The organism is Streptomyces sp. NPDC049597, from assembly GCF_040675505.1.
GTDB lineage: Bacteria > Actinomycetota > Actinomycetes > Streptomycetales > Streptomycetaceae > Streptomyces.
The window spans coordinates 34,797-54,994 of record NZ_JBFAOY010000018.1; the positions used below are offsets into that span (position 1 = coordinate 34,797).

General features: G+C 72.9%; 15 protein-coding genes. 7 read left to right on the top strand and 8 right to left on the bottom strand.

Annotated features, from left to right (window positions below; all coding sequences use genetic code 11):
• Positions 1-65: 65 nt before the first annotated feature.
• Positions 66-2,186, top strand: coding sequence for a glycogen debranching protein GlgX (gene glgX, locus AB0K02_RS20910; RefSeq protein WP_365993967.1), 2,121 nt, complete (start codon positions 66-68; stop codon positions 2,184-2,186).
• Positions 2,187-2,300: 114 nt separating this feature from the next.
• Positions 2,301-4,763, top strand: coding sequence for a malto-oligosyltrehalose synthase (gene treY, locus AB0K02_RS20915; RefSeq protein ID WP_365993968.1), 2,463 nt, complete (start codon positions 2,301-2,303; stop codon positions 4,761-4,763).
• Here treY and AB0K02_RS20920 read toward each other — a convergent pair.
• Together AB0K02_RS20920 and AB0K02_RS20925 are read right to left on the bottom strand one after the other, a co-directional pair.
• On the bottom strand, positions 4,720-5,670 hold the full coding sequence (locus AB0K02_RS20920; RefSeq protein ID WP_365993969.1) for a cytochrome P450: 951 nt from the start codon (positions 5,668-5,670) through the stop codon (positions 4,720-4,722). The genes treY and AB0K02_RS20920 overlap by 44 nt on opposite strands.
• A 251-nt stretch (positions 5,671-5,921) precedes the next feature.
• Positions 5,922-6,470, bottom strand: coding sequence for a DUF1707 and FHA domain-containing protein (locus AB0K02_RS20925; RefSeq protein ID WP_177151764.1), 549 nt, complete (start codon positions 6,468-6,470; stop codon positions 5,922-5,924).
• 334 nt (positions 6,471-6,804) lie between these two features.
• Here AB0K02_RS20925 and AB0K02_RS20930 point away from each other — a divergent pair, with 334 nt between their 5' ends.
• Entirely contained in the window at positions 6,805-7,701 is an 897-nt protein-coding gene (locus AB0K02_RS20930; RefSeq protein WP_365993971.1) for a GNAT family N-acetyltransferase, read from the top strand.
• 39 nt (positions 7,702-7,740) lie between these two features.
• Here the strand turns inward: AB0K02_RS20930 and AB0K02_RS20935 are convergent, their stop codons facing one another.
• Complete coding sequence (locus AB0K02_RS20935; RefSeq protein ID WP_365993972.1) at positions 7,741-9,105, bottom strand: GH1 family beta-glucosidase; 1,365 nt, start codon at positions 9,103-9,105, stop codon at positions 7,741-7,743.
• A gap of 114 nt (positions 9,106-9,219) precedes the next feature.
• Between AB0K02_RS20935 and treZ the strand changes: the two genes are divergently transcribed.
• Positions 9,220-10,965 (top strand): malto-oligosyltrehalose trehalohydrolase, encoded by a 1,746-nt coding sequence (treZ, locus tag AB0K02_RS20940; protein WP_365994055.1) that lies wholly within the window; start codon positions 9,220-9,222, stop codon positions 10,963-10,965.
• 32 nt (positions 10,966-10,997) lie between these two features.
• Here the strand turns inward: treZ and AB0K02_RS20945 are convergent, their stop codons facing one another.
• The 3 genes from AB0K02_RS20945 to AB0K02_RS20955 all read right to left on the bottom strand — a co-directional run bounded on the left by AB0K02_RS20945 (position 10,998) and on the right by AB0K02_RS20955 (position 13,932).
• Positions 10,998-12,119, bottom strand: coding sequence for a Xaa-Pro peptidase family protein (locus AB0K02_RS20945; protein WP_365993973.1), 1,122 nt, complete (start codon positions 12,117-12,119; stop codon positions 10,998-11,000).
• Positions 12,120-12,227: 108 nt separating this feature from the next.
• Entirely contained in the window at positions 12,228-13,199 is a 972-nt protein-coding gene (locus AB0K02_RS20950; RefSeq protein WP_365993974.1) for a hypothetical protein, read from the bottom strand.
• Between the two features lie 112 nt (positions 13,200-13,311).
• Positions 13,312-13,932 carry a nucleoside/nucleotide kinase family protein gene (locus AB0K02_RS20955; protein WP_365993975.1) on the bottom strand — a complete coding sequence of 207 codons (621 nt, stop codon included), beginning with the start codon at positions 13,930-13,932 and terminating at the stop codon, positions 13,312-13,314.
• Positions 13,933-13,975: 43 nt separating this feature from the next.
• Between AB0K02_RS20955 and AB0K02_RS20960 the strand changes: the two genes are divergently transcribed.
• Positions 13,976-14,365 carry a VOC family protein gene (locus AB0K02_RS20960; protein ID WP_365993976.1) on the top strand — a complete coding sequence of 130 codons (390 nt, stop codon included), beginning with the start codon at positions 13,976-13,978 and terminating at the stop codon, positions 14,363-14,365.
• Between the two features lie 1,510 nt (positions 14,366-15,875).
• On the opposite strand, the gene AB0K02_RS20965 is transcribed toward AB0K02_RS20960, so the two are convergent.
• The gene (locus AB0K02_RS20965) at positions 15,876-17,045 is read right to left on the bottom strand and encodes a lactonase family protein (protein ID WP_365993977.1); all 1,170 of its coding nucleotides are present in this window, start codon (positions 17,043-17,045) and stop codon (positions 15,876-15,878) included.
• Positions 17,046-17,158: 113 nt separating this feature from the next.
• On the opposite strand from AB0K02_RS20965, the gene AB0K02_RS20970 reads away from it, so the two are divergent.
• Together AB0K02_RS20970 and AB0K02_RS20975 are read left to right on the top strand one after the other, a co-directional pair.
• Entirely contained in the window at positions 17,159-17,497 is a 339-nt protein-coding gene (locus AB0K02_RS20970; RefSeq protein ID WP_365993978.1) for a hypothetical protein, read from the top strand.
• A gap of 201 nt (positions 17,498-17,698) precedes the next feature.
• Positions 17,699-19,276, top strand: coding sequence for a substrate-binding domain-containing protein (locus tag AB0K02_RS20975; protein ID WP_365993979.1), 1,578 nt, complete (start codon positions 17,699-17,701; stop codon positions 19,274-19,276).
• 8 nt (positions 19,277-19,284) lie between these two features.
• Here the strand turns inward: AB0K02_RS20975 and AB0K02_RS20980 are convergent, their stop codons facing one another.
• Positions 19,285-20,193, bottom strand: coding sequence for a hypothetical protein (locus tag AB0K02_RS20980; protein WP_365993981.1), 909 nt, complete (start codon positions 20,191-20,193; stop codon positions 19,285-19,287).
• Positions 20,194-20,198 lie beyond the last annotated feature (5 nt).

Here is a 20,198-nt window from a genome sequence, read left to right on the forward strand (position 1 = left end):
CTTTGGGGGAGGATCTTCGCCAAGTAGTCCCCCACACCCGGATCAGAAATGGAAGAGTCGAATCTATGCAGGTCTGGCCGGGACAGGCGTACCCACTCGGCGCCACGTACGACGGCGCCGGCACCAATTTCGCGGTGCACTCCGAAGCCGCGCGACGCATCGAGCTGTGTCTGCTGCACGACGACGGCTCGGAGACCGCGGTCGAGCTGCGCGAGACCGACGCGTTCGTGCGGCACGCGTACCTGCCGGGGGTGATGCCCGGGCAGCGCTACGGCTTCCGGGTCCACGGCCCATACGAGCCCGCCCGCGGGCAGCGCTGCAATTCCGCGAAGCTGCTGCTCGACCCGTACGCGCGGGCGATCAGCGGGTCCATCGACTGGAACGAGTCGGTCTACGGCTACCACTTCGGCAGACCGGACTCCCGCAACGACCTCGACTCGGCACCGCACACGATGTCGTCCGTCGTGGTCAATCCGTACTTCGACTGGGGCGACGACCGTCCGCCGCGCACGGACTACCACCGCACCGTGATCTACGAGGCCCATGTGAAGGGCCTCACCATGCTCCACCCGGAGCTGCCCCCGGAGCTGCGCGGCACGTACGCGGGCCTCGCGCATCCGGCCGTCATCTCCCACCTCACGGAACTGGGCGTGACGGCGCTGGAATTGATGCCCGTGCACCAGTTCGTGAACGACCACCGGCTGGTGGACGCGGGGCTGAACAACTACTGGGGCTACAACACCATCGGCTTCTTCGCCCCGCACAACTCCTACGCCTCCTGGGGCGACCGCGGCGAGCAGGTGCTGGAGTTCAAGCAGGCCGTGCGGGCGCTGCACCAGGCCGGCATCGAGGTCATCCTGGACGTGGTCTACAACCACACCGCGGAAGGCAACCACCTGGGGCCGACCCTGTCCTTCCGCGGTCTGGACAACGCCTCGTACTACCGGCTGATGGACGACCGCCGGTACTACATGGACACCACCGGCACCGGGAACTCCCTGCTGATGCGCAGTCCCCACGTGCTGCAGCTGATCATGGACTCACTGCGGTACTGGGTGACGGAGATGCACGTCGACGGTTTCCGCTTCGACCTCGCGGCGACGCTCGCACGCCAGTTCCACGAGGTCGACCGGCTGTCCTCGTTCTTCGACCTCGTGCAGCAGGACCCGGTGGTCAGCCAGGTGAAACTGATCGCGGAGCCCTGGGACGTCGGCGAGGGCGGCTACCAGGTGGGGAATTTCCCGCCCCTGTGGACCGAGTGGAACGGAAAGTACCGCGACTGCGTGCGGGACCTGTGGCGCGGCGAGCCGCGCACGCTGGCCGAGTTCGCGTCCCGGCTGACCGGCTCGTCGGACCTCTACCAGGACGACGGCCGCCGGCCGCTGGCCTCGATCAACTTCACCACCTGCCACGACGGCTTCACCCTGCACGACCTCGTCTCCTACAACAGCAAGCACAACGAGGCCAACGGCGAGAACAACCGCGACGGCGAGAGCCACAACCGGTCCTGGAACTGCGGGGCCGAGGGCGAGACGGACGACCCCGGCGTGCTGGAGCTGCGCGAGCGGCAGATGCGCAACTTCATCGCGACGCTGATGCTCTCGCAGGGCGTGCCGATGCTCAGCCACGGCGACGAGTTCGCCCGCACCCAGGGCGGCAACAACAACGCCTACTGCCAGGACAACGAGATCTCCTGGGTGCACTGGCCCGATCCGGGCGAGGACGAGGAGAGCTCGCTGCTGACCTTCACCAAGACGATGGTCTGGCTGCGGCGCGACCACCCGGTCTTCCGGCGGCGCCGCTTCTTCCACGGCCGTCCGGTCGAGGGCACCCACGACGAGCTGACGGACATCGCCTGGTTCACGCCGAAGGGGGAGGAGATGGTCCAGCGCGACTGGCAGGCCGCGCACGCCAAGGCGCTGTCCGTGTTCCTGAACGGTCACGCCATCTCCGAGCCGGGGCCGCGGGGCGAGCGGATCTCCGACGACTCCTTCCTCCTGATGTTCAACGCGAGCGCGGACGAGCTGGAGTTCACCGTCCCCGTCAACCACGGCGAGGAGTGGCAGGTCGTCGTGGACACCGCACGGCGCGAGGGCGTTCCGCCCGGCAAGGGGCCGATGGTGTCGGCGGGGGAGGTGCTGCCGCTGGTGGGCCGCAGCCTGACCGTGCTGCGCAGGCCCGCGTAGCCCGGGCCGCGGGAGGCGCCCGCGGAAGTTCCCGGCCCGGCGGATGATCACTCGATCGACCGAACGGCCGGGACCGGCGGCACAGAAGTGTTCAGGGCGGGTACGTATGTTCGCATGACACCCACGGCCACCTACCGGCTCCAGCTGCAGCCGGACTTCCCGTTCGCGGCCGCCGAGGCGGCGGTTCCCTATCTCGCCACCCTCGGCGTCTCCCACCTGCACCTGTCGCCGGTGCTGGAGGCGGTGCCTGGGTCCACGCACGGGTACGACGTCGTCGACCACAGCCGTGTCCGCGAGGAACTCGGCGGCGAGGACGGGCTGCGCCGCCTGTCCCACACGGCCCGCGAGCACGGCCTGGGCCTGGTCGTCGACATCGTGCCGAACCACATGGCCGCCGTCCCGCGCTACAACCGCGCGCTGTGGGAGGTGCTGCGCGAGGGCCCGCGGTCGCCGTTCGCCCGCTGGTTCGACATCGACTGGGCCGCCGGGGACGGCAAGGTGCTGCTGCCGGTGCTGCCCGGGCGCATCGGCGGCGAGCTGGCGCGGCTGCGGGTCGAGGGGGAGGTGCTGCACCACGGGGAGCAGCGGTTCCCGTTGCGCGCGTCGACCGCGCACCTGCCGCTGCCCGAGCTGCTGGACGCCCAGTGGTACCGCCTCGCGTGGTGGCGCCTTGCCCGTACCGAGCTCAACTACCGGCGGTTCTTCACCGTCTCGGACCTCATCGGGGTGCGCGTGGAGGACCCGGAGGTCTTCGACGCGACCCACGCCAAGATCCTGGAGCTGGTGCGCGACGGTGTCGTCGACGGGCTGCGGGTGGACCATCCGGACGGGGTGGCCGACCCCGAGGGCTATCTGCGCAGACTCGACGAGGCGACCGGTGGCTGGGGTCCCCTTCCCCGGCCGCCGGACCGCAGGGGCAGCTGGATCGTCGTGGAGAAGATCCTCACCGGCGACGAGCGTCTGCCGGCCGGCTGGCCCGTCGCGGGCACCACGGGGTACGACGCGCTGCGCAGGGTCGACGGCCTGTTCACCGACCCGGCCGGCATGCGCCAACTGGTCGGCGTCTACCGTGACTTCACCGACGTGGACGACAGTCTCGGCGGACGGTGGGAGGCGACGGCGCGGCGTGCGGCGTACGAGGTCGTGACGCATGAGCTGGCTGCCGAGACCTCGACGCTCGTCCGGCTCGCCGAGCGGATCTGCGCCGCGGACACACGGCTGCGCGACCACGCCCCGTGGGCGCTGCGCGCGGCCGTGCGTGAGCTGCTGGTCCGCGTGCCCGTCTACCGGCCCTACCGGGTCGATGCCGAGTCCGCACTCCCCGAGGACGCGGCGCGGGCGGCGCGGGACACGTTCGCCGTGCCCGAGGAGGCGGCTGCGGTGGACGTGGTGCGGGACCTGGCGCTGGGCCGGCTCGGCGACGGGCCGGACCACGTCCGCTTCCGGGCGCGCTTCGCCCAGACGGCGTCGGCGCTGCGGGCCAAGTCGGTGGAGGACACCGCGTTCTACCGGTACGCGCCGCTGATCTCGGCGAACGAGGTGGGCGGCGATCCCGGGAGCCCGGCGGTCGAGCCCGCGGCCTTCCACGCCTTCTGCGCCCGTCTGGCCCGCGACTGGGCGGGCACGGGCACGGTGCTGACCACGCACGACACCAAGCGCAGCGCGGACGTGCGGGCGCGCATCGCGGTGCTGTCCGAGTGCCCGGAGCGGTGGGCGCGGTTCCTGGAGCGGATCACGGAGGAGGCCGAGAGCCCGTCCGGGGGCGGCGGGGCCCCCGACGCGCAGCTCGCGTGGGTGGCCTGGCAGACGGCCGTCGGGTTCGGCATCCCCGACGCCGACCGGCTGGAGGCGGCACTGCTCAAAGCGGTGCGGGAGGCGGGGGTGCACACGAGCTGGACGGAGTCGGACCCGGCGTACGAGAAGGCGGTGTCGGCGTTCGTGGGCAGCGGACCGGCCGGTTCCCCGCAGCATTCGGTGGCCCGTTTCGTCCGGGAGCTCGCCCCGTACGTGCGGGCGAACGTGCTGGGGGCGACGCTGCTGCATCTGACGATGCCGGGCGTGCCCGACGTGTACCAGGGCTCGGAGCGCGAATTCCTGGCCCTGGTCGACCCGGACAACCGGGCCCCGGCCCCGTTCGGCCCGCCGTTGTCCGAGCCGCTGACCGCCGGCGCGGCGGGCGGTTCGGGGACGGATCCGCAGGGCGGTCTGAGTGCGGAGAAGCAGGCCCTGACGGCCACGGCGCTCAGGCTGCGCCGGGCGCGTCCGGACCTGTTCGGCGCCCGCGCCGCGTACGAGGCGCTGACCGCCTCCGGCCCGGCGGCGGGGCACTGCGTCGCGTTCCGCCGGGGCGAGGAGGTGGTCACGGCGGTCACCCGGCTCTCGATGCGGCTGGAGCGCGAGGGCGGCTGGCGGGGCACGGCTCTGACACTTCCGCCGGGCCGGTGGAGCGATCTGCTGGGCGGGGAGCGCGAGTTCACCGGTGGGGTGCCCGTGCCGGTGGCCGACCTGTTCGCGGCGCGGCCCGTGGCGCTGCTCAGCCGCGCGGACGGACCAGCAGCGTCTGGGGGGACCGGGTGATCAGGCCACTGGCGACCGGCCGGAATCCGTCGGCCCAGCGCATCCTCGGCATCGCCTCGCTCAGCGCGCGCAGACCGTACTCGGCCTCCATCGCCGCGAGCGCCACGGCCGGGCACCCGCCCAGACCGAAGGTGAGCTGGCCGGGATCGCCCCGGAGCATGTCGAACCGGTCGGGGTCGCGGAACCGCTCCGGGTCCCGGCCCGCCGAGCCGATCAGGCAGGCGACGGCCGCGCCCGCCGGCAGCGTGCCCCCGCTGAGCGTGACCTCGGCGGCCGTCCTGCGGATCACCACCAGGACCGGCGGATCGTGCCGCAGCGACTCGGTCCAGGCCCGTGCGATCAGCCGCGGCTCGGCCCGCAGCGCGGCCATCCGGTCGGGGTGGCCGAGCACATTGGCGAAGAACGAGGCGAGTGCCTTCTGCCGCACCGAGACCTGGGAGACGCACCGTCCGGCGAGCAGCGCCCGGCCGGCCGTCCTGCCCCGTACGCCGACGGCCCCGGACGGCAGCCACTGGCAGAACTCCTCCACCAGGTCGACCTGGTCACGGCCCGCGAGCCGCCGGGCGAGGACGTACGCGGTGCGCTGGACGATCTCGCGCAGCGCGTGCGGGACGGGCGCGAGGTGTCCGGCGCATCCCGCGTCGCCGGGCCGGTGGCCGTGGGTGAAGCGAAGATCGGTCAGGGCGGTGGAGACGTCGCGGTAGCGGCTGAGCAGCCAGGCGCCGACGGACGCGTCATAGGTGAGGGGGTGCTCCTCACGCAGCCGGCGGTAGCCCTCGTACAGCTCGTGCTCGTTCCCCGTGGGCAGCCCGGGCAGCAGCGCGCCGACCCGGCGGCCCGTCGCAGCGGGGAGCGCGGAGTCGGTGGGCGGTGGGGGCTCGGGCGTGGGGCGTGTGTCCGCGTGCATGGTGTGCGCTCCCCTGTCACGGCCGCGGGTCTCTTCGCCCCGCTGCTCCCTTCAGGTGACCACCGGGCCGCCGTCAGCGCAGTCCGCGTAGGTCCGTACGGGTGAAGTCGGGACGGCTACGCCATTCGGGCGGCAGGCCGGCCGCAGCGGGGTGAAGGCCCCGGCCGTCCGACGGATACGGAGGCGCTGCCGGGGCACCGGCACGACCGCGAATGCCGGGCCGCCGCCCGCGGCGGCGAACAGGTCACCGCTCAGCGGGCGGTGAGGCGGAAGCTCATGCTGCCGAAGCCCACCATGTCGCCGTCCTGGACGACGATCGCGCCGGTCACCCTGCGGCCGTTGACCGTGGTGCCGTTGGTCGAGCCGAGGTCGCGCAGGACCCACAGAGTGCCCTGATGGCTCAGTTCGGCGTGCAGCCGCGAGACCGTGTCGTGGCTCAGCCGCAGTCCGTTGACCGGGTCACGGCCGATGCGCAGGGGGTAGGGGCCCGGCTCGGGCAGCAGCAGCGGGGGCAGCTTCTCCGCCTGCCAGGCCCGGCGCAGCCGCACGGAGAACGCCGAGACCCGCCCGACCGCGCTGTAGATCCGGCGCGCCCACCTGTTCTCGTGGACGAGGTCGGCGGTGAGGGCGTCCAGCTCCTCCGAACGGCGGGCGGCCAGGACCAGTTCCATCCGGTGCACGAACGTCTCGTGCGACAGCCTGCCCTGGGCCGCGCCCTCTCTGAGCACATCGAGGACACGCTCGCGCTCGGCGTCCGACAGCCGTGCGGGATACGTGGGGGACTCGTAGGAGGAGGTCACAACTCAGATTGTCGGACCGAAGGGCCCGGGGTGTCCAGAAGAGCAGGTCTTCCGCTGTTCGGCGCGACCCCTCTGACCTGCACGGAAGGTGGCGTTCCGGCCACGCTGCGACCCAACTACCCTGGCTGCGCGGCGCGTTGCGTCGCGCCAGGCAGCCGGAAAGCGCTGGACCGATGCGCGCGGGCCCGTCTAGGGTGGCCACCGACGCCCATGACGACGGAAGGAGGCGAGTGCCGTGCACCTCACACGATTCCCGCGCTCCCGCCCCGTCCACCCGGCGTTCAGTGTCTGACCGGGAGCGCTTCGCGTACATCCCGTCCCAAAGGACTTCCTCATGACCGATCTGGTCATCCGCGCGCTCGACGCGAGCGACGCCCGACTCTTCGACACCCTGCCCGACCCTCTCGGCGCGGCCGAGGGGCATGCCCGTACCGTTCACCGCCCCGACTGGAAGCGGATCGCCCTGCGCGACGGCGAAGTCGTGGCCCGAGGGGCCTGGTGGGGCGGCCCCGGTGACGAGACACCGCTGAACATCAACTGGTTCGACGTCGCCGAAGGCGAGGAGGAGGCGGGTGCCGAACTGCTGCGCACCGCCCCCTTCCAGGTCGAGCTGGAGCTCAACCTGCCCGCCGGCTGGCGGGACGACCCGGTCGCCCGGCCGGCCGCCGAGGCCCGGATCCGCGCCGCGAAGGCGGCCGGGTACGAGGTGCTCGTCGAGCGGTTCATGTACCGCTGGACCCCCGCGTGCGGTCTGCCCGAGCGGCCGGGCCGCCTCACGTTCCGGCCGGAGCCGGACGACTCCGTGTTCTTCGAGGCGCTGCGGCGCATCCACTCCGTGACGCTGGACGCGCACGCGCTCCGGGCGATCGCCGAGGGCGGTCTCGACCAGGCGGCGCGGGAGGAGCTGGACTTCTTCCACTGGTGCCCCTCGCCGCGGGAGTGGTGGCAGCTCGCCCACACACCCGACGGCGAGCTGGCCGGCGTGCACATCCCGGCGCACAATCCGGGCGGCCCCTGCATCGGCTTCATCGGCGTCGTCCCCGAGCAGCGCGGCCGCGGCTACGCGTACGACCTGCTCGCGGAGTGCACGCACTTCCTCGCCGAGCGGGGCGCCGAGTTCATCGCGGGCGCCACCGACCAGGGGAACTTCCCGATGGCGGCGAACTTCGCCAAGGCGGGCCACCCGGTGGTCAGGGAGCGGATCAACTTCCTTCCGCCCACCGGGAGCTGATCGGACGGGGTGTCCGGGGCCGGGCTCCGGACACCCGCGTCACCGCCCGCCGCGGCGTTTCTGCTCGGCGATCACGTCCCGGTACCAGGCGTACGACGCCTTGGGCGTGCGCCGGAGGGTCTCGTAGTCGACGTGGACGAGCCCGAAGCGCTGGGAGGCTCCCTCGACCCACTCGATGTTGTCGGTGAGCGACCAGGTGAAGTAGCCGCGGACGTCGACGCCGGACGTCATCGCCTCGTGCAGGGACCGCAGATGCGCGTCGAGGAAGGCGATACGGCGCCGGTCGTCGATGCCGTCGTACGAGCAGCCGTTCTCGGTGACGACGACGGGCGGCAGCCGGTCGCCGTAGCGGTCCTTCAGCGACACGAGCAGCTCGCGCAGCCCGTCGGGGACGACGGGCCAGCCGAAGTCGGTGCGCTCGTCGGTCGCTATCTCCCGCAGACCGAAAGGCAGTTCCGCGGGCATGCCGACGCCTGCGAAGCCGTCCAGGGCGTCCGGGGCGGGCGCGCCGACGAGCATCGGGTGGTAGTAGTTCACGCCGTAGAAGTCCAGCGGCTGCGCGATCACGGCGAGGTCGTCGGCGACGGGGCCGGGCATCAGCTCGGCGAAGCCGTCGGGGTAGGCGCCGGTGAGCAACGGGTCGGCGAACAGCCGGTTGGTCACCGTGTCGTACAGCTCGGCGGCGAACCGGTCCTCGTCGCTGTCGCCGGCCGTCCACACGGGCGAGTGGGAGGCGGCGAGCCCGACGTCCGCGGCACCCGCCGCTCGCAGCGCCTGGACGGCGAGGCCGTGGCCGAGCAGCTGGTGGTGGGCGGCGGGCAGGGCGTCGAAGAGGAGCCGCCGGCCGGGGGCGTGCTCGCCGAGTGCGTAACCGAGCAGGGTGACTTCGGCCGGTTCGTTGACGGTCATCCACAGCGGTACGCGGTCGCCGATGCGTGCGGCGACGGCCGCGGCGTACTCGGCGAACCGTTCGGCGGTGTCGCGGCGCAGCCAGCCCCCCGCCTCGTCGAGGGGAAGCGGCGTGTCCCAGTGGTAGAGCGTCGGTGCGGGAGTGATGCCGTGGGCGTGGAGTTCGTCGACGAGCCGGTCGTAGAAGTCGAGTCCGCGGGCGTTGACCGGGCCGCTGCCGCCGGGGACGACGCGGGGCCAGGAGACCGAGAAGCGGAACACGTCGGCGCCGAGGCCGGCGAGCAGGGCGACGTCCTCGGGAAAGCGGTCGTAAAAGCCCGTGCCGCGGGCGGCGTCCGCACCGTCCTTGATCCGTCCGGCGGCCGCGAAGGCGTCCCAGCCGGAGGGGCCCTTGCCGTCGGCGTCGGCGGCTCCCTCGGTCTGGAAGGCGGACGCGGCGGCACCCCAGCGGAAGCCGGGCGGGAAAGCGGGCAGCGGCTCCGTCGGTATCGGCATGTCCTGTGACCTTAATGGCCCAAGCACCCCGCCTGAAGACCCCGGTCTTGTCAGGATGGACGGGACATACGGGATCGACGGGACCGGCATCGACGACGAGGGGATTCGCCAGTGCTGTTGTTCGAGGTGTGGGCGCCGCGGGCCGAGGAGCGGGTCACGCTGTGGCTGGAGGGCGCCGAACGCCCGATGGAGCGCGACCAGGGCCGGGCGGGCTGGTGGATCGCGGAGGCCGAGGCAGGCGACGGCGCCCGGTACGCCTTCGCGCTGGACGGGGGCCCGCTGCGGCCGGACCCGCGTTCGCGCCGCCAGCCCGACGGTCCCGACGCCCCGAGCGCGGTCGTCGACCACGACGCGTACGCCTGGCGGCACGAGTGGACCGGCCGGGGCCTGCGGGGCGCGGTCCTCTACGAGCTGCACATCGGCACCTTCACCCGCGAGGGCACCCTCGACGCGGCGGCGGCCCGCCTCGGCGAACTGGCCGATCTGGGTGTCACGCATGTCGAGCTGATGCCGCTGTGCCCGTTCCCCGGCGTGCACGGCTGGGGCTACGACGGGGTGGACCTGTGGGCGGTGCACGAGCCGTACGGGGGTCCCGAGGCACTGAAGCGCTTTGTCGACACGGCGCACGGGCTGGGACTGGGCGTGGTGCTGGACGTCGTCCACAACCACCTCGGCCCCTCCGGCAACAATCTGCCCGCCTTCGGCCCGTACTTCACCGACACCCACCACACGCCCTGGGGCTCGGCGGTCAACCTGGACGCCCCCGGATCGGACGAGGTGCGCGCCTTCCTGACGGGCAGCGCGCTGGCCTGGCTGCGGGACTACCGGGTCGACGGCCTGCGGCTCGACGCGGTGCACGCGCTGGCCGATACCCGGGCCCTGACCTTCCTGGAGGAGTTGTCGGCCGCCGTCGACACCCTGGCCGCCGACCTCGGCCGCCCGCTGTTCCTGATCGCCGAGTCCGACCGGTGCGACCCGCGCACCACGACGCCCCGCGCCGAGGGCGGCCTCGGGCTGCACGCCCAATGGAACGACGACTTCCACCACGCCCTGCACGCCGCCCTGACCGGCGAGTCCCAGGGCTACTACGCCGACTTCGCGCGCGCCCCGATGGCCGCGCTCGCCAAGACGCTGAACCACGTCTTCTTCCACGACGGCACGTTCTCGACCTTCCGCGGCCGCACCCACGGCCGGCCCGTCGACGTGAACACCGCGCCCGGGTACCGCTTCCTCGGCTACGCGCAGACCCACGACCAGATCGGCAACAGGGCGCTCGGCGACCGGCTCTCGGCCACGCTCACGCCTGGCCTGCTGGCCTGCGCCGCCACGCTGGTGCTGACCTCCCCGTTCACACCGATGCTCTTCATGGGCGAGGAGTGGGGCGCGGGCACCCCCTGGATGTACTTCACCGACCACACCGACCCCGACCTCGCCGAGGCCGTACGGGCGGGCAGGCGCCGGGAGTTCGCGGCACACGGCTGGGCGGAGGAGGACGTGCCGGACCCGCAGTCGCCGGCCACCCGGGAGCGCTCCTGCCTGGACCGCTCCGAGCGCGAACGCGAGCCGCACGCGGCCCTGCTCGCCTGGCACCGGGAGCTGATCGCCCTGCGCCGTACGCTGCCGGACCTGACGGATCCGGACCTGGCGTCGGTGAAGGTGGCGTACGACGAGCAGGGGCGCTGGCTGGCGTACCGGCGCGGCGACCTGCGGATCGCGGTGAACCTCGGCAAGGACACCGCCGAGATCCCGCTGGGCGGCGGCGGACGGGTCGCCGCCGCCTGGGGCAAGGTCGAGGTCCCGGGCGGCGACGGGGTGTTGCGCCTGGCGGCGGAGAGCTGTGTGGTGCTCGCCGGGTCCTAGGACGGGCCCGCGATCCCCCGATCCCCGGCGCGCTACTCGACGATCGCCATCTCGCGCGAGGTGTTGTTGAAGCGGCGGACCCCGTCCTCGGTGACGGTGACGATGTCCTCGATGCGGACGCCGAACCGGCCGGGGAGGTAGATCCCGGGCTCGACGGAGAAGCACATGCCGGGGACGAGCGGCTGGTCCTCGCCCTCGATCATGTACGGCGGCTCGTGGGTGGTGACGCCGATGCCGTGGCCGGTGCGGTGGACGAACAGGTCCCCGTACCCGGCCTCCTCGATGATCTCGCGGGCGGCCCGGTCGACCTCCTGGCAGGCGACGCCGGGCCGGACGGCGTCGACTCCGGCCTGCTGCGCCTCGCGCACGACGTCGTGGACGTGCTGCTCGGCGGGGCTCGGCTCGCCGACGTGGACGGTGCGGGTCGTGTCGGAGCCGTAGCCGTGCTTGAGGCCGCCGAAGTCGAGCACGACCATGTCGCCGTGGACGATCGTGCGGTCGCCCGCCTCGTGGTGCGGGTTGGCTCCGTTGGGGCCCGAGCCGACGACGGTGAAGTCGACCTGCGAGTGCCCGAACCGCAGCAGCAGCGCGGCCAGATCGGCCGCCACGTCGGTCTCCCTGCGGCCCGCGAACGGCACCTTGAGGATCTCGCCGTACGCCTCGTCGGCCGCGGCGCCCGCCGCCTCGATGCGCGCGAGTTCACGGGCGTCCTTCACCGCGCGCAGCATGGGCAGCGCCTCCGTCAGCGAGACGTACGAGGTGCCGGGCAGTGCCCGCTGGAGGCCGAGCAGATGCATGGCCCACGTGTTGTCGCTGACGGCGAAGCGGCCCGACACGTCCAGGAGCGGGGCGACGGCGGCGTACGGGTCCTTGCCGTCGGTCCAGTCGCGCACGGTCAGCGCGGGCGCGCCGGGCGCCGCCTCGGCGTCGGGCGCCTCCAGGGTGGGGACGACCAGGACCGGTTCCTGGCCGGCGGTGAGGACGAGCACGGTGAGCCGCTCGGTGCCCACGGGCCGGTAGCCGGTCAGGTGGACGAGATCGGGTCCGGGCGCGATCAGCACCCCGTCGAGCCCGGCGTCGGCCGCGGACTCGGCGGCACGGGTCATCCGGGCGCGGTAGTCGTCGGCGGTGAACGGGGGCGGCGTGCTGGTCATGGGGCCTCCTGCCCGGCCTGCGGTCGTCTCCTCGGACCGTCCTGCCCGCCATCCTCCGTCGGCACACCGTCGGGCGCGAGTGGCGGCCGGCACCCGGTCCCGTCGCGGTCAGCCGTCGTCGCCGGCCCGTCCGCCCTCCTCGGCGACCAGCCGCTCCAGCAGCGCGTGGAACTCCTCGCCGACCGTGATCCGCAGCCCCGCCCCGTCCTCGTCGCGGTCGCTGAGCTGGGTCAGGGTGCCCGCCCGCCACCAGTAGACGTAGGGGCTGATGGCCCCGGGGGTGTCCTCGTAGCCGGTGGCCGCGAAGGACGCCATGGCGTTCAGCGCGGCGATCATGCCGGTGTCGTGGATGGCGTGGAAGGCGAGCTGGTGGCGGAAGGGCATCGCCACGAGCGCCCCGTCGGCCGTCAGCTCCTCGCCGGTGACCTGCCGTACGACGGACTCCAGCGCGAGCACCCGGCTCGCGGTGTAGAAGGAGTCCCCGAGCACGACCTCGAAGCGCATTCCCTCGTCGTCCGCGACGGTCTCGTGGGCCTCGACGGGCAGGCCGCGGAGGTTGTAGAGCGCCTGGTCGCGCAGGTAGGGCAGGTCGCCGAGCGGTTCGAGGGCCTCGTCGGTGAGCATCATGACGCTCTCGGGCAGGTCGAGGGCGAGGATCTCGAAGAGGCCGGGAGCGAGGGGGCGGGCGTAGGCGAAGTTCTTCGGGTCCAGACCGTCGGCGCCGACGACGCGAGGGTAGAGCTGGGCGCGGATCTGCTCCCTCGGCAGGGTCTCCAGGGCGGACGGCGCCTCCATGGTGCGCAGGACCATGCCGACGTGCTGGTGGACCAGTTCGGGCCAGGCGCGCGGCCCGCGTTCGTCGTTGTGGCAGACGGCGGCGAGGTTGCCGAGGCCGAACTGGCGGCCCGCGCTGTCGGACACCATGTCCGCGTAGACGGTCACCTCGAGGCCCCGCTCGGCGAACGCCTCGCGCACGAGGCCGCGGAACCGCGCGCCTTCACCCGCCGAGAGGAAGGCGAACTCGGGGTCCCGGGGCCCATCGCGTCCGTCGCGCTTCGGCCCTCGCCGGAACAGCCCCACGCCGACCGCCCTTCGTGCTCGTCACTCGCCACATGTCCTTTGTTCGAGCCTACAGATCACCGGTCAGCGGCGGGGCGGGCAGGTCCGGGATCCGACCGGGCGGGGGCCTGCCTCAGCCCACCGCGACCACGAGGTCGGCCCGGTCGCGTCCCCGGCCGATCAGCCGGGCGTTCGCCTCGTCCGACTCGTGGACCCAGCGCTCGGCGTACGGCCGCTCCTTGCCGAAGCGCACATGCCGGTCGACGAGCCGGCGCACACGGGTCGGCTCGTCGAGCTCCAGGAACCAGATCTCGTCGATCAGGGGGCGGACGCGGCCCCAGTGCCCTTCGTCGTGGAGGAGGTAGTTGCCCTCGGTGACGACGAGCGGGATGTCGGGCCCGACCGGGATGCTGCCCGCGACCGGCTCCTCGATCCCGCGGTCGAAGGCGGGCGCGTAGACGGTGGTGTCCGGTTCCGGCGCCCTCAGGCGGGAGAGCAGCGCGGCGTATCCGGCGGCGTCGAAGGTGTCGGGTGCGCCCTTGCGGTGGGCTCGGCCGAGGCGCTCCAGTTCGCTCTGGGCCAGGTGGAACCCGTCCATGGGCACGAGCACGGCGAGGCCGTCCAGGGCGGCGACGAGACGGCCGGCGAGAGTGGACTTGCCGGCGCCGGGCGCTCCGGCGAGGCCCAGGATGCGGCGCCGCCCGGGGGCGGCCAGGGCACGTGCGCGGTCCAACAGGTGAGGCGGGAGGCTCATGGCGTGCATTGTCGCATCCTGGTCATACGTATAACCTGGGTCCATGCCCTTCCTCGCCCTGGTCTGTCTCGTCGTCCGCGACTACGACGAGGCCATCGCCTTCTACCGTGACGCTCTCGGCTTCGACCTGGTCGAGGACACGGACCGCGGGGACTCCTCGCGATGGGTGGTGGTCCGCCCGCCCGGCGCCGCGCCCGGCACGGGTCTGCTGCTCGCCCGGGCCAAGAACGCCGCCGAGCGCGCGAGCGTCGGCGCGCAGACGGGCGGCCGGGTCGGCTTCTTCCTCCACACCGACGACTTCGCCCGCGACCACGCCCGGATGACGGCGGCGGGGGTGCGCTTCCTGGAGGAGCCGCGGCACGAGCCCTATGGCACGGTCGCGGTCTTCGAGGACCTGTACGGCAACAAGTGGGACCTGCTGGAGCCCCAGTAGGCTCCGGCCACATGACCGACCCCCTACTGCGCCTGCTCCACGAGCGACCGGATCTGGCCGAACTCGCCGCGTTTCCTTTCGGCTTCGACATCGGTCGCGCCTACCACGTCGAGGACGTACACCTGGCGTCCGGCGCGTCGCTGGAGCCGGTCGCCGGTGACGACACCGGCGGCACGTACTTCGTCTGTGCGGACGGCGCGGTCCTGTACGCCTCGTCCGAGGGCGACGCGGTCCTGGTCGGCGGCAGCGTCACCGAGGCCCTGGAGATCCTGATCGGCCTTCCCTCCTACTGCGAGGGCATCGAGCCCGGTCTCGACGAGGAGCAGCTGCCGGCGGCACTGCGCGAGGGCGACGCCGAGGCGCGGGAGCAGTTCGCGCCCCAACTGGACACCATGCGCGCCGCCTTGGTCAGCGGCCTGGGCCTGCGCGTCCGGCCCCCGCGGGAACTCCTCGCCCTGTCGGACGCGGCCGCCCGGCGCACGGAGCCCGACCACCTGCTGCTCAACTCCGCCGAGCTCTGCGCCTACCGGCTGCCGGAAGGGGCGGCGCCCGAACCGCTGCGCGACGTCGTCCTCGCTCCCGGCCGCGCGGCCCTGGAGCGGATGCGGTCCGGGGGGCCCGCGTCCTTGGCGGAGGCGGGCGCCGACGCGGTACTGCGGGCAGGGGTGCTGCGCGCGGCGCAGTACGACCGCCGCGCGGACGACCTCCCCCTGCTGCGCTTCCTGCTGGAGCGTGAGGACGCCGAGCGGACGGAGTGGTTCGAGGAGCGGCGCCTCGCCGCCGTGCTGGTGGCCCTGCACGGGCGGGCCGAGGACGTCCCCCTCGTCCGGTCGGCGCACGCCGGGTGCGTGTCCGACGACCCGGCCGGCGTCGTCACGTGGGCGCGCGAGGAGGACGCGAGCGGTTACGGCCAGGATCCCGCGGCCGAGAGCGAGTTCACCTGGATCGGCCTGGCCCGCCGCCAGGGCCGCATCGAGCACGCGCGGGTGGCGCTGATCCGCATGCTGGACGACACCGGTCCGGACGCCGAGCGCCTGCACGCCCTGAGCCGCACCCTGGAGGACCTCGGAGACCACGGTCAGGCGGCCCGCGCGCAGTTCTGCCTCGCCTCGCTCCAGGACACCGGCTGGGACCGTGCCGCGGAGACCTACGTCCTGGCCCGCGTCGAGCGCCTGAAGGGCGATCTCGCCGCGGCGGGCAGGGCACTGGGCCGGGCGCGGGCCGCCGTCGGCCTGGGCGGCGGCCCCGTACCCGACGAGACGGTCGCCGAGTGGCACCGCCGGGTGCTGGGCCGGCAGATCACGGAGCAGCATCTCGAACTCGTCCTCGCCGCGATCGAGGCGGGCGACCACGCCCTCGCACGGGAGACGATGGCCCACGCCAAGGTCCTGCTGAAGACGATCGCCGGGCAGCTCCGCAGCTCCCTGAGCGAGCTGTCGACCCGGGCGAAGTGGGCGGTCGCGGCCCTGCCCAGAACCTGGGAACACCCGGCGGATCCTGCCGTACGCCCCTACAGCGGAAGCGCGCACACCGCCACGGGGAACTCGAACGCCTCGCCCGCCGCCCGCAGTTCGCCCGTCCGCGGGTTCACGTGGAAGACGGTGACGGTGCCGGAGCGCTGGTTCGCCGCGAACAGCAGAGCGCCGGAAGGCGACAGAGCGATCTGGCGGGGGAAGTCGCCGCCGACCGGCACCGTGTCCAGGAGCCGCAGCCGGGAGCCGCCGGCCTCGACTGCATAGCGGGTCAGGGTGTTGGGGCCGCGGTTGGCGTGGTAGGCGTACGCGCCGTCGTCGGTGACCACGAGCTGGGCGGGGTAGCTGGTGCCGGGGCCGGTGCCGGTCGACTGCGGCTCGCCGGGCCGCAGCGTGCCGGTCGCCGGGTCGTAGGCGCAGACGACCACCGTGTCGTCCAGCTCGTTGGCGAGGTAGGCGTACCGGCCGGAGGGGTGGAACGTCAGATGGCGCGGTCCGGCTCCCGGCCGCACGGCCGCGCGGGACACCTCCGTCAGCGTCCCCGCCCTGGTGTCGAGGCGGTAGGTGTACACGGCGTCGTTGCCGAGGTCCACGGCGAGGACGTGACCGCGGTCGGGTGTGGTGATGATCTGGTGCGCGTGCGGCGACGTGCCGGTGTGCCGGACCAGGTCCGTGCGCTCGCCGAGCGCCCCCGAGACGTCGATGGGGTGGACGGCGACGCTGCCGGACCCGAAATTGGCGCTGAGCAGCCAGCGTCCCGTGGGGTGCACGGACAGATGGGCGGGCGCGGCCCCGCCCGTGGACCGGCTGCCCAGCACCCGGTGGTCGCCGCCGTCCGCCAGGCGCACGGCGGTCACGGCACCGGCCTCACGCTCGTTCACGGCGTACAGCGTCCGCCCGGAGGGATGCACGGCCAGGTACGAGGGGTCTCCGACGCCCTCGATGACGCCCGCCCCGGTGATGCGTCCCGTCGTCTCGTCGTACCTGGCGACGCCGATCCCCCTCCCGCCCCCGTCGACGGAGGTGTACGTCCCCAGGTACAGCGGCCGGACCCGCCGGGCGCGGGACGTGGGCGTGACCGCCGCCTGCGACCGCGCTCGTGGTCGGGGATCCTGGGCCTCCCCGCACCCGGGCAGCGCGGCCCCCGCGGCGACGCCCGAGAAAGCTCGGAGAAATCGACGCCGGTCAGTCGCTCCCACGTTGCCCATGCCCGGCAGCCTAACCACGAGCGGCGTCCGGCACCCGCGCACACCGTCCGGCGCGGAGGCGCCGCCGGCGACCCTGCCGACCGCCGGCGTCGGCAGCTGGGGATGATGAGCACATGAGCGCGGACACCCACCAGGCCCCTGGCCGGCACCGGTCCCTGCGGACCGCGGGCCTCACCGGCATGCTCCTGTTCATGGCCCTGGCCGCAGTGCTGTGGCTCGTCGCCGACGCCTTCGCGACCAGGAAGTGTTTCGACGGCGGCTACGGGCTGGGCGACAGCGTCAGCATGACCGAGGAAGGCTGTGAGGTGACCGTGCGGACCGCCGACGGCGCGAGGAGCGCGGTGCTCCCCACCCTCGACGAGCCGATCGCGACGGCGGCACTGATCGCGGGACTGGCCGGTGCCGTACCGCCCGGCATCTGCCTCTGGCTGGCCACCCGGCGCACACGCTGACACAGCCCTGTCCCCCCGGCTCCGGAGGGGAGGACACGCCGGCCCGCCACGCCGCCTACGGCCAACGCCGCGTGAACGCCCACCGCCCCTGGCGACGGCCCGGTGAATGCCGTCCGAACACTCACGGCAGCCGTGGCAGCCCCCGCAGGCGCGCTCGTAATTTTGGCGCGCATCCGTATCCGGTCAGCACGGGAGTCGGCGGTGAACGGTTTTCCCTGGGAGTCGACGATCGCCATCCTCGGTCTGGCCATCCCGGTGGCGGCCGCCGCATGGGAGTTCGCCCTCGTGGGGCGCAAGCGGCTCGGCTACCGGATCCAGATGGACACCACCGCGCCGGACGCGGCCGAGGCCCCGCACGCCGGCGTGCTGCGGCAGATGCAGCGGGACAACGCCTCGTTGCGCGACCCCTCGTTCGCGCTGCTGCGCATCGAGAACAGCGGCTGGACCCTGATCGACTCCGACGACTACGTCTCACAGGGCTCCACCGACGTCGGCATAGAGGTCCGCTTCCCGGGCCGCCAGGTCGTCGGCATGGTCGTGACCGAGATGAGCCACGACTACCTGCGCCGGTCCTTCGTGCACACGCCCCGCGACGGGGTCCCCGCCGAGGCGGCCCCCGGCCTGGAGGTCATCGACGGCCGCATCACCCTCCCGAAGGTGGCCCTCAACCGCGGCAACCACTACAAGGTTCTCGCGGTCCTGGAACGCGAACCGGAGTTCACCGCCCCGGAGTTCCCCGACCCCGTGGTCGTCGCCGGCATCAAGGGCGGGGTGCACGGCGGGTCGATCAGGAAGACCGCGAGCCACGTCCTCGCCTCGAAGCCCGTCATGATGTTCATCGCCATGCTGGTCCTGGTGGCGGCCGCCCAGTCCCTGACCACGTTCACCAGGGACGAGGTCCGGGCCGCCCCGCTGGACTGCGCCAAGGGGACGCTGGTCCTCTCCGGCTCCACCGCGTTCGCCCCCGTCGTCCGTGAGGCCGCGGAGCAGTACGAGAAGACGTGTCCGGACGCCCGCATCCCGATCACCGAGAACTCGTTCAAGGGCAGCGTCGCCGGACTCGACTCGCTCGCCGCGGCCGGCAGGAAGGCGAAACAGCAGGGCAGTGCCGGGCTCCCCGACCGGCTGGCGTTCACCGACGGGGTCAAGAGCGTCCGCCGCCCGCAACTGCTGCCCAGACCCGTCGCGTTGTCCCTGTTCACCCTGGTGGTCAACAAGGACGCCGGGGTCCAGGACCTCTCCCTGAAACAGGTCAGGGAGATCTACACGGGCCGCGTCACCAACTGGCGGCAGGTCGGCGGCAACGACCTCCCCGTCCAGCTCGTCAGCCGCAACCCCGGCTCCGGCACCCGCTCCACGCTCGTGCAGCAGGTCCTCGACGGCAAGGAACTGAAGGAGGTCACGCAAGGCGACTGCGTGGCCCTGGACGAAAGCAGACCGGGCCGCTGCGAGGTCGGTGACACCGGCACCCTTCTTGACACCGTGGCCGCGACCCCCGGCGCGCTCGGCCACAGCGAGGTCGGCGCCACGCTCACCCGCGACGACCTCCAGCGGGTACGGATCGACGGCTACGCGGCCACGCTGGAGGGCGCGGACGACGGCGCGTACCCGTACTGGCAGACCGAGTTCGCCTACACCTACGGGGAGCCGCCCGCCGACTCGATCGCCGCCGGCTTCCTGCGCTACCTGGCGAACGAGGTCGGCAAGGACATCCTCCGCGCCCAGGGCCACCGCCCCTGCGCCGAACTGGCGAAGCCGCTGCTCTGCCGCCCCACCTGAGCCGTGCCTCAGTCCTGGGCGAAGATGTCCTCGGCGGCGGCTGCCGTGAAGGCGCGGTCCAGCCAGCGGTCGAGGACATCGGCGTCGGTGCACGCGGCGATGCGTTCACGGAGGGCTGACGACGCGGGGATCCCCCGCTTGTCGAGCACGCGCAGAACCATCTGTGAACGCTCCTCGGTGCGCCCTTCCTCGCGGCCTTCCTCGATGCCCTTGAGGTAGGACTCCTCGACGATGGTGCCCCGCCCCGGGAAGTAGGTGCCCACGCTCATCAGCTTCCTCCAGATGGTCCTGGCCGGGCTGTCCCCCAGGCCGATCTCCAGCAGTTCGGTGAAGTACTCGGCGGACGCCCCGTCGGCGGATCCGAGTGCGGTGGCCAGCGCCTCCAGTATGGCAGCGACGCTGGGATCCCTTCCATGCGTCATCGCGGAGAAGGCCGCCAGCGCCAGATCCCGCGCCGCCTCCCCGGCATCCTTGATCACCGGGACGTTCTCCGGTCCCAGAACCAGGGGATGGACGGCGAGAGCCGTGTGCCACCCCTCGGGACCCAGATGGAACGGGCCGGCTGCCCAGCGGGCCGTCGCCTGGTCCTGACACGCGACCAGGAGCAGCACTGGGCAGTCGTACTTCGCCCTCAGGTGCGCCAGGTAGTACGCCCAGCTCGTGGGCTTCGTCTTGTCCCGCCGCCCCTGGGCCTCGATGGCAAGCAGAAGGCCGCCCGTCGCGCCGGACACCGGCTGAATGCGCAGGACGCTGTCCACTCTGCGTTCCAGCGGCCGGATCTCGGTGGTGTCGGGGGTCAGAACGTCCACGGTGGCGGGGGCCGGCAGCGGGACACCGAGAATGCGAAAGACCGGCGCAAGTAACTCCGGTCGATCCTGGAAGATCCGGTGCGATGCCTCATGGGAGGAAGTGACCATGGTCC